The 13,645-nt window shown below is 68.3% G+C and carries 16 protein-coding genes and 1 pseudogene; 4 read left to right on the top strand and 13 right to left on the bottom strand.

Annotated features, from left to right (window positions below):
* Positions 1-3: 3 nt before the first annotated feature.
* Together OP79_RS58475 and OP79_RS09295 are read right to left on the bottom strand one after the other, a co-directional pair.
* Positions 4-229: pseudogene (locus OP79_RS58475) on the bottom strand (IS630 family transposase); the annotation flags it as partial.
* Between the two features lie 2 nt (positions 230-231).
* Complete coding sequence (locus tag OP79_RS09295) at positions 232-864, bottom strand: TetR/AcrR family transcriptional regulator (RefSeq protein WP_033319689.1); 633 nt, start codon at positions 862-864, stop codon at positions 232-234.
* Positions 865-1,152: 288 nt separating this feature from the next.
* Between OP79_RS09295 and OP79_RS09290 the strand changes: the two genes are divergently transcribed.
* Together OP79_RS09290 and OP79_RS09285 are read left to right on the top strand one after the other, a co-directional pair.
* Positions 1,153-2,550 (top strand): MFS transporter, encoded by a 1,398-nt coding sequence (locus tag OP79_RS09290; protein ID WP_033319550.1) that lies wholly within the window; start codon positions 1,153-1,155, stop codon positions 2,548-2,550.
* The gene (locus OP79_RS09285) at positions 2,547-3,770 is read left to right on the top strand and encodes an FAD-dependent monooxygenase (RefSeq protein ID WP_033319549.1); all 1,224 of its coding nucleotides are present in this window, start codon (positions 2,547-2,549) and stop codon (positions 3,768-3,770) included. The genes OP79_RS09290 and OP79_RS09285 overlap by 4 nt, the downstream gene beginning before the upstream one ends.
* A 271-nt stretch (positions 3,771-4,041) precedes the next feature.
* Here the strand turns inward: OP79_RS09285 and OP79_RS09280 are convergent, their stop codons facing one another.
* Positions 4,042-4,239, bottom strand: a complete 198-nt coding sequence (locus tag OP79_RS09280; protein ID WP_033319548.1) for a hypothetical protein — start codon at positions 4,237-4,239, stop codon at positions 4,042-4,044.
* A gap of 495 nt (positions 4,240-4,734) precedes the next feature.
* Between OP79_RS09280 and OP79_RS09275 the strand changes: the two genes are divergently transcribed.
* The gene (locus OP79_RS09275) at positions 4,735-5,073 is read left to right on the top strand and encodes a hypothetical protein (RefSeq protein ID WP_033319547.1); all 339 of its coding nucleotides are present in this window, start codon (positions 4,735-4,737) and stop codon (positions 5,071-5,073) included.
* A 28-nt stretch (positions 5,074-5,101) separates the two neighbouring features.
* On the opposite strand, the gene OP79_RS09270 is transcribed toward OP79_RS09275, so the two are convergent.
* The 10 genes from OP79_RS09270 to OP79_RS09225 all read right to left on the bottom strand — a co-directional run bounded on the left by OP79_RS09270 (position 5,102) and on the right by OP79_RS09225 (position 12,693).
* Positions 5,102-5,518: a pilus assembly protein TadG-related protein gene (locus OP79_RS09270; protein ID WP_211270764.1), complete on the bottom strand. Its 417-nt coding sequence runs from the start codon at positions 5,516-5,518 to the stop codon at positions 5,102-5,104.
* 47 nt (positions 5,519-5,565) lie between these two features.
* Positions 5,566-5,979, bottom strand: coding sequence for a TadE/TadG family type IV pilus assembly protein (locus OP79_RS09265; RefSeq protein ID WP_033319546.1), 414 nt, complete (start codon positions 5,977-5,979; stop codon positions 5,566-5,568).
* Positions 5,980-6,033: 54 nt separating this feature from the next.
* Positions 6,034-6,480 carry a TadE family protein gene (locus tag OP79_RS09260; RefSeq protein ID WP_033319545.1) on the bottom strand — a complete coding sequence of 149 codons (447 nt, stop codon included), beginning with the start codon at positions 6,478-6,480 and terminating at the stop codon, positions 6,034-6,036.
* A 22-nt stretch (positions 6,481-6,502) separates the two neighbouring features.
* Positions 6,503-6,754, bottom strand: coding sequence for a hypothetical protein (locus tag OP79_RS09255; protein ID WP_033319544.1), 252 nt, complete (start codon positions 6,752-6,754; stop codon positions 6,503-6,505).
* A 34-nt stretch (positions 6,755-6,788) separates the two neighbouring features.
* A complete protein-coding gene (locus OP79_RS09250) occupies positions 6,789-7,709 on the bottom strand; it encodes a type II secretion system F family protein (RefSeq protein WP_033319543.1) in 921 nt (306 codons plus the stop codon).
* Positions 7,709-8,728, bottom strand: a complete 1,020-nt coding sequence (locus tag OP79_RS09245; RefSeq protein ID WP_033319687.1) for a type II secretion system F family protein — start codon at positions 8,726-8,728, stop codon at positions 7,709-7,711. The genes OP79_RS09250 and OP79_RS09245 overlap by 1 nt, the downstream gene beginning before the upstream one ends.
* Positions 8,729-8,780: 52 nt before the next feature.
* Positions 8,781-10,091, bottom strand: a complete 1,311-nt coding sequence (locus OP79_RS09240; protein ID WP_033319542.1) for a TadA family conjugal transfer-associated ATPase — start codon at positions 10,089-10,091, stop codon at positions 8,781-8,783.
* A complete protein-coding gene (locus OP79_RS09235) occupies positions 10,088-10,939 on the bottom strand; it encodes a hypothetical protein (RefSeq protein ID WP_033319541.1) in 852 nt (283 codons plus the stop codon). Before OP79_RS09235 ends, OP79_RS09240 begins: the two co-directional genes overlap by 4 nt.
* Positions 10,940-10,962: 23 nt before the next feature.
* Positions 10,963-11,688 (bottom strand): hypothetical protein, encoded by a 726-nt coding sequence (locus tag OP79_RS09230; protein ID WP_033319540.1) that lies wholly within the window; start codon positions 11,686-11,688, stop codon positions 10,963-10,965.
* Positions 11,689-12,300: 612 nt separating this feature from the next.
* Positions 12,301-12,693, bottom strand: a complete 393-nt coding sequence (locus tag OP79_RS09225) for a hypothetical protein (protein WP_157857299.1) — start codon at positions 12,691-12,693, stop codon at positions 12,301-12,303.
* Positions 12,694-12,880: 187 nt separating this feature from the next.
* Here OP79_RS09225 and OP79_RS09220 point away from each other — a divergent pair, with 187 nt between their 5' ends.
* Positions 12,881-13,630, top strand: coding sequence for a hypothetical protein (locus OP79_RS09220; RefSeq protein WP_033319538.1), 750 nt, complete (start codon positions 12,881-12,883; stop codon positions 13,628-13,630).
* The last annotated feature ends 15 nt before the right edge of the window (positions 13,631-13,645 follow it).

Here is a 13,645-nt window from a genome sequence, read left to right as displayed (position 1 = left end):
AGGAACCCGGACCACCGGACGGGCCCCGCGCGGCGCCCAGGTGCGCCCCTTCGGCGGGCTCAGCCCCTGGCCTGCCTCGCCCTCGAAGCAGATGTGGGCGCCCAGGTCGCCGCGGCCCTTTTGCCTGTGGCCGCACCCCCGTCTTCCACACCTCGACGGCCTCCTCGTCGCGCTCGATCGCACGCTGCCGCCGCAGCAGGACGTGAGCGGACCAGCCGCGCCGACGCAGCCCTACCGGGTTCGGTATGCCCGGAGAAAGGTCCGTACTCCCTCGACGACGAGTGGCCGGACGCGGGTGTCCTCCGCGGCATTCGCGGAACCGAGCCTGTCCAGCGCGACGCCGAAGGTCAGCGCGAGGAACTGGTCGGCCGCGAGTCGGGGGTCGGGGACGTCGAGCAGCCCGGCCGCAGCGAAGGCGGCGAACCGCTCAGCAATTGCCTCGTCGGGGGTGTCGGCCAGGGGGTTTTCGCCCCGGTGCGGCAGGTGGCCGGATTCCGCCCGGACCAGTCGTTGCAGCGTTGCGTAATCCGCCGAGCCGAGCATGTCGGTCGCTATACGCATCGAGAACGTGACCAGGGCGTCCTCGAGGTCGGCCGCCTCGGTGAGGTCGGTGAGGGTGTCGTCGAGGGTGCGCCGGATCGTGGTGATCAGTGACTGGCCGACGGCGTCTACGACTGCTTTCAGCAGCGTCTGCTTGTCGCCGAAGTAGTCGTAGACCGTCCGCTTGGACACCTCGGCCCGGGCGGCGACCGCGTCGACGCTGGTCCGGTCGAAGCCGTTGGCGAGGAACAGTTCCCGGGCCGCCGAGAGGATGGCGGCCCGCTTCCGCGTGGACCCCTCGCGCAGTGTCTTCGTGGTCGGCATGGGCATATCTTAGCCGTTCTACACTGCACGGTGTAGTGTAGTGTCAGGTTCGTGGATGGCGCGTGCCGCACTCGTACGCCCGCTCCGCCCGGCGGAGCCGTGCATGCGCCACCTCAGTACCGCTTCCCCGGGTTCACCCCGCCGGACGACCTCGGACCTGTCCGCAAAGCACCATGCGCACCGCGCACCGCGTGAATGGCCGCTGTGTCCGCGCCGGACCCGGCAAGGCGGCAGCGCTACGCGTACGGCCGACCCCTTACTCGCCCGGCAATGACGGAAAGGACGACCATGACCACAACTCTGGCTCCCCCGGTTCGCAGCGGGAAGGCCGCTGTCTGGGCCCTCGGCCTGCTGGCAGTCTCCACCGGTGCCCTGGAGTCGGTGGTGGCGCCGACGCTCCCGCTTCTGCAACGCGAGCTGGATATGAGTCGAGCCGAAGGGGGGTTACTCAGCATCGTGCTCGCCATCACCGGCGCGCTCATCACACCGGTCGCAGGCAAGTTCGGCGACCGCTACGGCGGAAAACGAGTCATGATCCGGCTGATGGCGGTGGTCTCGGCCGGTGGCCTGGTGTCCGCCCTGGCGCCGAACCTGCCCGTGCTGCTGCTCGGCCAGGTACTGCAGGGAGCGATGGTGGGCGCGCTGCCCCTGTCGTTCATCCTGGTGCGCGAACACCTCCCCGAGGGAGATTCGAAGGTGGCCATCGGGGTGGTCAGCGGGTTGTTCGTGGGGGGCGGGATGGCGGGAATGCTGTCGGCCGGGCCCGTGGCGGAACAGCTGTCCCGACACTGGATGTTCGCGCTGCCGACGATCGCGGTCATCGGGTCCACCCTGCTGGTGAACAGGCTGATGCCGCATGACACGCCGCGCCGGTCGGACGACGCCGGGGTCGACTGGCCCGGCCTGGGTCTCCTGAGCGGGACGCTGGTCACGCTCATGCTCGTACTCGCGCTGGCGCCCGACGCCGGCTCGCAGCCACTCGCGTTCGGCGCCCTCATCGTGCTCCTGGCCGCCTTCGTGACCGGATGGACAGCCGTCGAGCGTCGTGCGGCCTCGCCGATGATCGATCTGCGGATGCTGGCACGGCCTGCGATATGGAAGTCGTGTGTGCTGACGTTCGTGATCTGCCTCGGTACCTCGATGGCGGTCTATCTCGTCCCGCAGCTGTTCGATGTGCCCGCCCACGAGTACGGGTTCGGGGCCAGCGCCACCGAGATCGGCTTCTACCTGCTGCCCGGCACCGTGGCCGCGTCGCTGGCCGGGCCGATCAGTGGGATCGGGGCGCGGCGTTTCGGCTCGCGTGCCGTGGCCATCGCCGGGATCTCCATCATGGCCGCCGCCCTGATCGCCCTGGCAGCCGTGCACACCGAGGTATGGCACCTCGTCATCGGCAAAATGATGATCGCGCTTGCCAACGGCCTGTGCGTTACGGCGATGGTGACCCGCACCGCCACTTCCGTCGATCAGAGTGACACCGGCATCGCCACCAGCCTGGTCCTGGTGACCCGCGTGCTCGGCATGGCCGTGGGTTCGCAGGTCGGTGCTGCGCTCCTCGCCGCCGGGACCCCTTCCGGGTCGGATGTCCCGGCCGAATCGGCCTTCGTCACCGGTTTCGTCATCGCCGGCGTCGTCACGGCGCTGTCCCTGCTTGTCGCCCGGACCATGAGCAAAGGAGTCAAGGAATGACCCGCACCGATCAGTTGAGGGATATCCGTTCCACGTCGAGGCGCAAGGTCCTGATATCGGGGGCCAGCATCGCAGGGCCCGCCCTCGCGTTCTGGCTGAACCGCTACGGATTCGCGGTCACGGTGGTCGAGAAGGCGGGCACACTTCGTGACGGTGGTTACCCCATCGACGTACGCGGCACCGCACTCGAGGTCGTCCGGAGGATGGGAATCCTGCCGCGACTGCAGGACGCGCACGTCGACTTACGCCGGCTGACCTTCCTCGACGGGGACGGCGGCGAGGTGGCCTCGCTCAACCCGCACACCGTCACCGGCGGTGTCGCGGGACGGGACCTGGAGATACGGCGTGGGGATCTGACCGGCGCTCTGTACGCGGCGGTCCGTGACGACGTGGAGTTCTTGTTCAACGACTCCATCGACGCCCTCGACCAGTCCGGCCACGGGGTCGACGTCACCTTCCGCGGGGGCAGCATGCGTACGTTCGACATGGTGGTCGGTGCGGACGGTCTGCACTCACGTACCCGCGAGTTCCTGTTCGGCCCCGAAGAGCAGTTCCACCGGTATCTCGGCTACTGCTTCGCCGTGTTCACCATGCGCAACACCTTCGGGCTCTCCCACGAGACCATGATGTGGAACACCCCGGGCAGAGCCGCGGCACTCTACGCCGTGGGGGACAGCGACGAAGTGCACGCCTTCCTGAACTTCGCCCACCCGGAACCGCCGTTCGACGCGTTCCGGAACCCGGAAGCCCAACGGGACCTGGTCGCCACGGTCTTCGCCGACGCGGGATGGGAGGTCCCGGGCATGCTTGCCGCCATGCGCGACGCGGACGACCTGTTCTTCGACGGGGTCAGCCAGATCCGCATGCCCCGCTGGTCGAGCGGACGGGTCGCGCTGGTGGGTGACGCCGCGTACGCGCCCTCGTTCCTTACCGGACAGGGCTCCAGCCTCGCGCTCGTCGGCGCGTACATGCTCGCCGGTTCCCTGGCCGACCGGGACCACGCCGCGGGCTTCGCCGCCTACGAACACAACACCCGTGAGTTTGTGACCGTGAACCAGGAACAGGTCGGCGAGGGCGACGCCACACTCTTCCCCACCACCGCCCGGGCCCTGGAGCAGCGCAACGACATGCTGCGCAAACTCAGCACCATGCCCTCCTCCACGGAGGGGCGACCGGCCCACTCGGCCCTCACCCTGCCCGAATTCATGCCCATGACGTGAGCCCGGGCACGCGCACCGATGACGGGCGCCACCGGCAGCCGGCGGACGGGACCCGGACCTGGTGACGGCGGACGGCGGGTGCGCTGATCGCGACTCGCCGCCACCCCCTACCGGGGCACCAGTTGCGAAAAGCGTGAACAGCGACGGGGAAGATGCCCTTCAGACGCTCAAACGAGCGACGCCTGAACACTTTCCTGGGAAGTGTTCAGGCTTTTCGCGGACTGGTCCCCGCGATCCAGGGCCCGACCCCGCGGCACCCGCTTCGTCAGTGTCAGTGGGCGGCGGCGTGGACGCCCACGCCCGCCACGACGCCCTCGGCCGAGGCGGCGGCAAAGACGTCGGCGCAGACGTCGACGGACGCGACCTGGAGGTGTCCGCCGCCGAACACGTCGGCCGCGAGACCGCCGGAGACGCTGTCCAAGCCGGAGTCGGAGATCTCAGCCGTTTCAACCTGCGGGGCAAAGTTCATGACGCGCGATTCCCTTCGAAGGTGAATTTCCCAATGATGGAGTCCGCCGGATTCCCGAAAACACCAGGAACCATTCCCGGAGACTCACACCGTGCGCAGGATCAAAGCACGCCGACGAAGGCACGGCCAGTCGTTCGTGGCCGCTACGGGACGCATTTCGATGGCCGACTTCACTACTGTGACGACCGAATCACCAAATACACCAACTCCTTCACACAGCCGTTCACACCGCTGCACGCACAACAGTTGCCACCAGGTTTCCAAGCCGGACATCCACCCGCCAAAGCCTCATGCTGCGAAACAGGTGTGACAGTTATTCAGGTTCCGCATGACCTCCCGGTGAATGGTGTGCAGGTTTCCCAGATCTTCCGCCGCTGCCCGACAGGACACATGCACCGGCGCAGCGAACTCCGCCTGTCAGACCGATGCGGTACTTTCACACGTACGTTCTGATGGGTCCGCAGGCGGCACAAACACCCCAGGGGGATCGAAGACATGGCCAAGCCCGACCTCGCGCTTCCGCTCAGCGAGCTGGAGGACTACGGGACCCGGCTGCGCGACATCAAGCGGCGTATGAACCACACCAAGAAGCTCTTCGAGTCCTACCGGGACGACGTGGGCGACGGTGGCGTCTACGACAAGCTCGAGGAGTTCGAGTCCAACTGGGAGGACGGCCGCGAGGACATCAACCAGCAGCTCGACGCGCTGGCCAGCATGTCCGACGCCGTTGTACGCGAGTTCAAGAAGCTCGACGACGACCTGGCGAAGCAGGTCCGGGACGGCGTGAAGACAAAGGAGAAGGGCGGGGGCGGAAAGGGCGGCGGCGACAAGTAGGCCCGTCCCCTCAACGTCCAAACGGGCGTCAGCCCACCTCGTTCTCCGCCACCGCCTGGCCATGGACGACCACGTCCCCGCCGTAGAACATGCCCGTGAAGACCGGGGCGTACGTGAGCTGGACCTCGACCTCCACCTCGTCCGCGTTCGCGGCAACGCAGTGCGTGGCGCCGATGTCCGCGCCGGACATGCCCATTTCGTCGGCGAAGGCCTTCACTCGGGCGTTGCAGTTCTCGAAGAGGATCGGGGCGGGGCCGGCCTCGTTGTCGTAGAGGGCGTCGAGGTCGATGTCCTGGGCGGCGTAGCGGGCAGCCTGTTCCGCTATGTCGGCGGCACGCTCGCGCTTCGAGATCGAGAGGCCGCCGTCGATGACGAAGGCCGACAGGGACAGGAACACGAGCGCGAAGATGATGACCGCGCCGGCGCCCGAGCCCCGGTCGTCCATACGGGCCCGGCGCACCGACACCCATCCGCGTACAGCAGAGCGCAGCGTCACGCCGTCCTCCGGAACGGGTCGAGCGGCGAGCTGAAGCTGGCCGTCAGCGTCGTGGGGATGTCGAGGCCGATCATGTCGAGGCCTCGTACCTCACAGCTCACCTCGACCGTGAAGATCGTGTCGGGCTCGAAGCCCTGGCTGGTCTGGTTCACCGTCACCGGGCCCGAGCAGACGTCGTCGAGATTCGCCTCCGCGGCCTTCTCCGCCTCCGCCATCGCCGTGGCATGGTCCTTCTGGATCGAACCGGCGCGCGCCGCATCCCGCGCCGCGCCGTCCAACGCCCCACGCCCGTCCACCAGTTGGCCGAAAGCCACCAGGACGAGGATGAACAGGATCATCACGGGGGCGAGGATCACCACCTCGATCGTGGACAGCCCACGATCCCGGTCGCGGGAAGCCAGGACCCGCACCCGAGCCCGTACCCCAGCCCAAGCACATGCTCGTGCCCGTACGAAAGAGCGCACCTAGTTCACGTCCTCCACGAACCGCTCCACCGGCCCCGACGACTCCGCCTGCACCGTCAGATCAAGCCCGGGAAAGACCGACGGCACTCGAGCCGTGATCTCCACACCCACCGTGTTCTCCTCCGGCTGGAGCATCGTCACGTCGGGAGCGAGGACCAACTGCGGCCCCAGCTGCGCGATATAGCTGTCGACCACGTCCTGCGCCTCGCCCCGCCAGGCGCCCGGCTGCTCGTCCGCCGTCGCGCGCGCCTTCCGCGCGCCCGCCTGCGCCGCCGCCTGGGCCACATGGTCGGCGAAGAAGTACAGCGCGAACTGCACCGTCGCGAAGATCATGAAGAAGAGCACCGGCGTGAGCAGCACGAACTCGATCGCGGTCATGCCGGAGTCACCGCGGGCGGAGGCGGCCTCCACCCGGCGGCGTACCCAGCGTCGTACGCTCACCAGCAACCCCGTATGAGAGAAGGAGAATTCAGCAGGTGCTGCCCGCGTCCGCACCCTCGATGCAGTCCTGCACCTTCTCCGCGCCGCCCTCCAGCGCCTCGTTGATGATCGCGGCGACCACACCGACGATCGCCACGACAACCGCCGAAATGATCACCCACTCCACCGCGGACGCGCCCCGGTCGAGCTCGCCGGAGCGGGCGCGCTGCACCCTCCCCTGGAGGAAGGTGATCAGGAAGTCCACCCCCGGGATCCCGGTGCTGAAGTTCCGTCCGTTCATGGTGAGTTGTCCTCTCAGAAGGTAGTAGTCGGCTTCAGACCTGGAACACACGCATCGCGGCGGGGAAGATCAGGAAGACCAGGAACCCCGCGCACAGCAGAAGTTGGGCCACGAGCATCGACTGCGACTTCTCCCCCGCGCTGCCCTCGATATCGGCGAGTTCGCGGTGCCGCATCGTCTCGGCGCGCGAGGCGAGCGACTCGCGGACCTTCGCGCCGTCGTCCGCGACGAGCGCCAACGACGCCGACAGGTCCTTGAGTTCCTCGACGCCCAGCTCCTCGCCGAGCGAACCGAGCGCCTGCCACTGGCTGATGCCGGTGATCCGCGCGTCGTTCAGCGCGTTACGGATCCGCTGGGTCGCCCAGCCGTCGGAGATCTCGGCCGCGGCCATCAGGGCCTCCGGGAGACCCCGGCCACCCGCCAGGCTCATCGACACCAGGTCCAGATACGCGCCGATCACGCGCCGCAGGTCACGCCGTTTCTCGCCCGCGTCCCGCCGCACCTCCAGATCCGGCAGGAAGAAGAAGACGACCGCGAACAGCAGCGCCAGCCAGACCGGGATGATCGGGCTGCTGCCCACTCCCAGCGTCCACACCACGGCGAACAGCAGCGGCCCGAAGAACAGTCCCCCGGCCGCCAGCAGCACCTTCGTCGCGAGGAACTTCTCCCAACTCCGGTCCAGGACCGCGAGATCCGCCCGCAGCGACCGCTGCTCCCAGCCCTGCTGCAGATAGAACTCGGCGACCCGCGCGCCCACTTGGGCCCGTACGGACCCGAGCCGCCCGGCGTCGGCGGTGCGATGCGAGGACTCGTACGCCGCGCCCCGCGCCCGCATCGCGTCGATGCGCGCGACCTGGGAGACCGCGCTGCGCTTCGACGGCATGAGGGCCCGTACGAGGGCGTAGACGCCCAGGCCCAGGACGGCGCCGATCACGATCGGCATGGTCAGGTCCATCAGCGACGTACCCCCTCTTCGGACGGCACCGACGACTGCGCCGACCCTGACGGCGACGGCTGCGACTGGGCCGGCATACGGGGACGTACGAACTGCACCGCCGCCTCGTCCCGGACCAGGAACCGCTCCGGCGTCTCGATCGTCGACAGCTTGCGCAGCCACCAGAAGCCGAGCGCGAACAGGCCGCAGACGCAGGCGAGTACGAGCTGTCCGACCGCCGTGCCGTACGGCTCGACGAACTCGCGGTTGAAGATGGACAGGCCGAGCACGAAGGAGACCGAGACGGCGACGACGATCTGTACGGACCGGCGAGTCGAAGCCCGCTGCGCCATGACGCGCTGCCGCATGTCGACCTCCTCGCGCGCCGACTTGGCGAGCGCGCCCAGGACTTGGCGCAGACCCGGGCCGCGCAGCCGCGCGTTGAGCATGAGTGCGGCGACGATGATGTCGGCGGAGGCGTCGTCGATCTCGTCGGCGAGGTGTTGCAGGGCTTCGGGCAGCGGAGTACGGGAGCGGAGCCGGTCGACGAGGGCGTCCAGGTGCGGGCGCAGCACGGGAGCGGAGGCGCGCGCGGACGCCGGGATGGCCTGCTCGAGGCCGACCGCGCCCGCGATCGTGTCACGCAGCGACTCGGTCCAGGACGCGAGCGCCTCTACGCGGCGCATGGCGGCCTTCTCCTCGGAGGCGCCGCCGAAGAGCTTCTCCCAGAAGAAGACGAGTACGGCGGTGGCGATGCCGGCCACCGCCCAGCGGGTGAGCAGCAGGACGACGATTCCGGCGCCCGCCGCGATCGAACCGCGCTGACCTGCGAACCGGATGAGCTCACCGGCCCGCCGGCCGGGCTTCTGCTTCTCATGCTGGGGCTTGGCGGGCAGTCCCCGCACCGCGACCGCGAACAGCGCGAGTCCGCCGCCGACGGCGACACCGCACGCCAGCGCGTACAGCATCGTCGTGGAGAAGAGCCCGCCCATGGAGCCGAGCGAGCCGAGCGCGGCAAGCTGCACAGTCGCCCCCGTCATCTCCGTCGTCTCCGCCATGGCCGTCATGGCCGTCATCTCGGTCATCCCCCCATCAGCCCCAGTTCCCGGCGGGCCCGCGATAGCCGTACGCGACCAGGTCGTCGACGCAGGACAGGGGCGCATGCGGTACGACCCTGCCGTCGGCCGTCTCGGCGAACACCTCGCTGGACAGGACGCGTCCGTCGACGCCGTTGACCTCACGGATCGAGGTGACCATGCGCTGAAGTCGGCCGCCCGTCTGGTAGTTGTTGCGTCGCTGGATGAACACGACGAAGTTCACGGCGCCCGCCACGAGCATCTGGCTGGCCTCGATGGGCAGCCGCTCGTTGGCCTGGAGCGCGTACGTCGAAATACGGTTGAAGACCTCGCTGGAGCTGTTCGCGTGGATCGTGGACAGCGAACCGTCGTTGCCCTGCGACATCGCGTTCAGCATGGTCACGATCTCGTCGCCGAGGACCTCACCGACGATGACGCGCGAGGGGTTCATACGCAGCGACCGGCGCACCAGCTCCGCCATCGAAATCGCGCCCTGGCCCTCGGAGTTGGGCAGGCGTTCCTCGAAGGCGACCACGTTCGGGTGCAAGTCGGGGAACTGGTCGAGGCCGAGCTCCAGGGCGCGTTCGACGGTGATGAGGCGCTCGTGCGGCGGGATCTCGTTGGCGAGCGCGCGCAGGAGGGTCGTCTTACCGGCGTTCGTGGCGCCCGCGATCATGACGTTCTTACGGGCCCGGACGGCGCAGGCGAGGAAGTGGCCGATCTCGGGCGTCAGCGTGCCGTTGCCGACGAGGTCCGACATGAAGACCTTGCCCATGCGCGCGCGGCGGATGGACAGGGCCGGGCGCCGGGTGACGTCCATGACTGCGGACAGTCGCGAACCGTCCGGCAGCCGCAGGTCGAGCTGCGGATTGGCGGAGTCGAAGGGCCGGGAGGAGAGACCGGAGTACGCGCCGAGGATCTGGATGAGCTCGATCAGCTCTTCGTCGTTCTCGGCGACGGGATCGGCCTTGATCTCCTCGCCGTTCGCGAATCCGACGAAGACCTGGTCGTACCCGTTGATGTCGATGTTCTCGACCTCGGGATTGTCGAGCAGGGGCTGGAGCCGACCGACTCCGAAGAGGGCGGCGTGCACGGCGGCCGCGTACTGCTCCTCGGTCTCGGCATCCAGCGGCGTACGACCGGAGTTGATCTCCGTACGGGCGTACTCCTCGAGGATCTGGGCGATGACCGCGCGGGCGTACTGGCGCTCGTCCTCGCTGGACATCGGCGTGACGCCGGAGACCTGGTCGAGGCGGCGCTGCTCGGCGATACGGTCACCGGCCTCCTGCCGGAACCGCTTGACCAGCTGGTGGTCGACAGCGGTCATCGGCCGGCCCCCGCGGTGGGCTGCCCGCCCGACCCGCCGGCCGGTACGGCCCAGGCCGCCCCGAACTGCTGGTAGAGGTCCGCGGTCACCTTGCGCGCCGAGCGGATGAGCAGCGACTTGTCGAGCCGGCCGCGCCTGCGTCCGGCCAACTGGTCGGCACCGGACGGGTCGTCGGCGAGCGTGCCCACGACGCGGGCGCCCGTCTGCGCGGCCACCAGCATGTCGTTGACCTGGTGGACGAGCTTGGCGGAGTCGCCCGGGTCGGCGATGAGGATGACGCCGATGAGCGGGGTCGCGAGGGAGGCGGCGCCGCGGGAGCCGCCGTGCAGCCTGGCGGTGAGGGCGGCGGCCCGGTCGCGTACGCGCGCGATGGCCTCCGGCTCGGTGCGGGATATGAGGAGTACAAGGGCGGCCTGCGAGAACATCTCGACGGCGGGGGTGTCCCCGGCGACCCGGCCGCAGTCGGCGATGACGTCGGCGGGCGCGTTCGGCGAGTCGGCGAGGTGGGCGAAGGCCCGGCCGAGGGTCGGCCACAGCCCGGCGAGCCCGGCGGCCTGCTCGGCGTTCCCGAGCCCGACCAGCACCTCGAGTCCGCCGCTCAACGGCTGTACGTGGTCCCAGAGTTGATCTGGTACGAGTCCTCGGCGCGCGGTGGCGGCGATGGACAGCATGCCGGTGTTGGGGTTCAGCGGACCGCCGTGCGCGGCGGCACTGCGGTACACGAGGTCACCGCCGGCCGGGTCGGTCTCCGCCAGCAGAGCCCGGCGGGGCCAGACCGCGGCGAGGGCGACGGCGGCCGTGGTGACGCCGGGGGAACCCTTGTCGGCGGCGAGAGCGATGAGCGCCATGTCTCTTGTTGTCTCTCTCGCCCTTAGTTGCCGGGCACGAGGACGACGGCGACCTTGCCCGCGGCGGCGGCCTGGGCGAGGGCGGGGACGTCGTCCTGGTCGACGAGCACCGTGACGGAGATGTTGCCGGTGCTGATGGTGGCGTCGTCGCCGCTGTTCACGGTGTCCACGCGGGCGTTGTCGACGAGGAGGGTGTCGGTGTCCGTGGACGTACCGCCGGAGGAGTTGTTGTTGGAGCCCGTGCTGGTGTCGTCCACGCGGTAGGCGGCGACGGTGTCGCCGGTCTTCAGCACGTTGGCCGGGTACTGGCCCTCCTTGAGAGCGAGGCCCACGGAGGCCTTGCCTGCGGGGAGGGAGGCTGCCTCGCCGAACATCTCACCGACGACGACGGAGCCCCCGTAGATGGTGGACTTGGCCTTGAGCTTCTGGAGGGTGGCGAAATCAGACCACTTGACGTAGTTGACGTCGGAGTCCGCATTGACCAGTACAGAGGTCACCTTGCTCTTGGCTACGGACTCACCGGCCTGAATGGTGACGCCCCTCTTCACCTGAATGACCTCGACACGATCCCCGGCCTGCAGCACGAGCATCGTCGCCCCGAGCGCGCCGAGCAGGATGAGCAGCACGGCGAGAGCGGCGAGTGCCGGTTTGCGCTCGCGAGGCGGCGCGGGAAGACGCTCACCCATCGCCGGCTGAGCCGGCGCCGCGGAACGGTTGTTACCCGCCCCCGTACGCTCTTGGATCTTCACGCAACCGCTCCCCGTACACCCAAGAAGGTTTCTGTCATTTAGGACACTCCATTCCGCATCGGACGTACCGCCCGACCTGGCCGAATACCGGCGACCGGAATGAGTGTCAAGTCATCGCACCGTATCAGCAGCACATAAGCCCCTCAAGGCGCGCCAACAATCGCGAACCTCACAGGACTCGACGTTATCCACGCGCAACGCGGGGCGGTTGGTTCCCCGTTGAGTACGGGCCTCCGCGAGCGGGTGCCGCTGTGCGAGAGCGAACGATGTGACGTGCGGCGGACATGCGATGGTCATGCGGAGTCCACGGTTCCTGCACGAATTGCTCACGGGGTTCATGGGCGACCGCGCCACGATTTTCCAGTGCACGGATGACGTCGGTCGGTTGCGGCGTCAGTACTTCTCCCGGTGAACGCGGCGTACTCGTCGACCGAGACCCGAGCGCACCATCGGCATACGCCACCCGCCTTCCCCGGGAACCCAACCCTGGCGTACGAGCCCGCTCCTGATCGTGGCAGCAGCTTGGCCGACCGACCCCAGCCCCGAAAGATCGCACCACACAAACTCATAGTCCCCGTCGGTGAACTGACGGGGACTCACGAACAATTGAGGTCAGCCGATGTAGCCGACGCTGCGGAGCCTGCTGTCCTCCGCCATGACGGCCGTTGCGCCGGACCGCAGGGTTTCCTGCGGACGGGGGCGCGGCTCGCAGTGGGGGTCGGCCCAGAATCCGATCTTGCCATCGGTGTAGTTCTGGATCTTGGACGCGGAGCTGGAGAGCCTGATGCAGTCGAGATCGGTGTAGTGCCTGCCGTCGATCACGATGGCCCCTTCTGCCGCCTGGGCGGGGAGGGATAGAGGGGATACGAGCAAGCCGACGGCTGCGGCGGCGATGGCGATGAAGCGGCGCACGTGCTGTCCTTTGAGTGATCCGAGAGAAACCCCGGGCCGGTTTGGCCGGTACATGTCATCCTGCATTGCGTAGATGACCTTCGCCACCGTCATTAAGACGGTTTCCACCTACCCCGAGCCCCGATCAAACACCGCACGGCCGAAGACCTGCCGGCCTCCGCCTCCCTGACACCCTCAACTGGGCGGTTGAACCGAGCTGTTGAGGTCCGGCCGCGGAACACGTGCGGCTATCCTCCCTAGCTCCCCCACACTCACCAGGAACTGAGGAGCCTGTCCCCCCATGAAGCGAACCGCCCTGGCCGCCTCCGTGCTCTCCGTCGCCGTACTCACCGGCCTGACCGGCTGCGGCAGCGATGACTCCGATACCGACGCTGCCGCTGCCACTGCCGCTGAAGACAAGCCCAAGGCCTCGGCCACCCAGGCGAAAGGGCCGAACCCGGCCGAGCGGCTCGCGAAGCTCATGGTCACCCAGGCGGAGATAGGCGGTGGCTACAAGGTCGAGAAGTCAAGCCTGGACGCCGAGTACGCCTTCGCCAAGTCCCAGGACGAGGTCACCCTGGACAAAGAGGTCTGCGCCCCGCTGGCGTACGTGATGAACCAGCTCCCGCTGGGCGAACCGCAGGCTTTCCTCACCCATCACGCGTCGATCAACACACTCACCAAGGGGTCCAACTACATAACGCTCAACGCCTACGAGGAGGAGAGCAAGGCGCAGTCCGCCATGGCCGGCCTCTCCAAGGCGGTGGACTCCTGCGGCGCCGGCTTCACGGCCAAGGCGAACGGCAACAGCGGCAAGCACGACACCGTCACCGCGGAGAAGACCGATGCGGCAGGTGACGAATCCCTTGCCTTCAAGAGCACGTTGACGCTCAAGGGGATCACGCACACGGTGCACGGCGCGGCCGTACGCAGCGCCGACGTCGTCACCGTCTACTACTCGGTGAACGGCGGGGCCATCTTCAAGGGCTACCCCAGCGACGCGAAGATCCCGGCAGCGATCCTGAAGGCGCAGAACGCGAAGCTCGGTTGACCGGCGATGGGCCCG

The sequence above is a fragment of the Streptomyces yerevanensis genome (assembly GCF_000716805.1).
In the GTDB taxonomy this organism is placed as follows: Bacteria; Actinomycetota; Actinomycetes; order Streptomycetales; family Streptomycetaceae; genus Streptomyces; species Streptomyces flaveus.
This window is presented reverse-complemented; position numbering and strand designations above follow the sequence as displayed.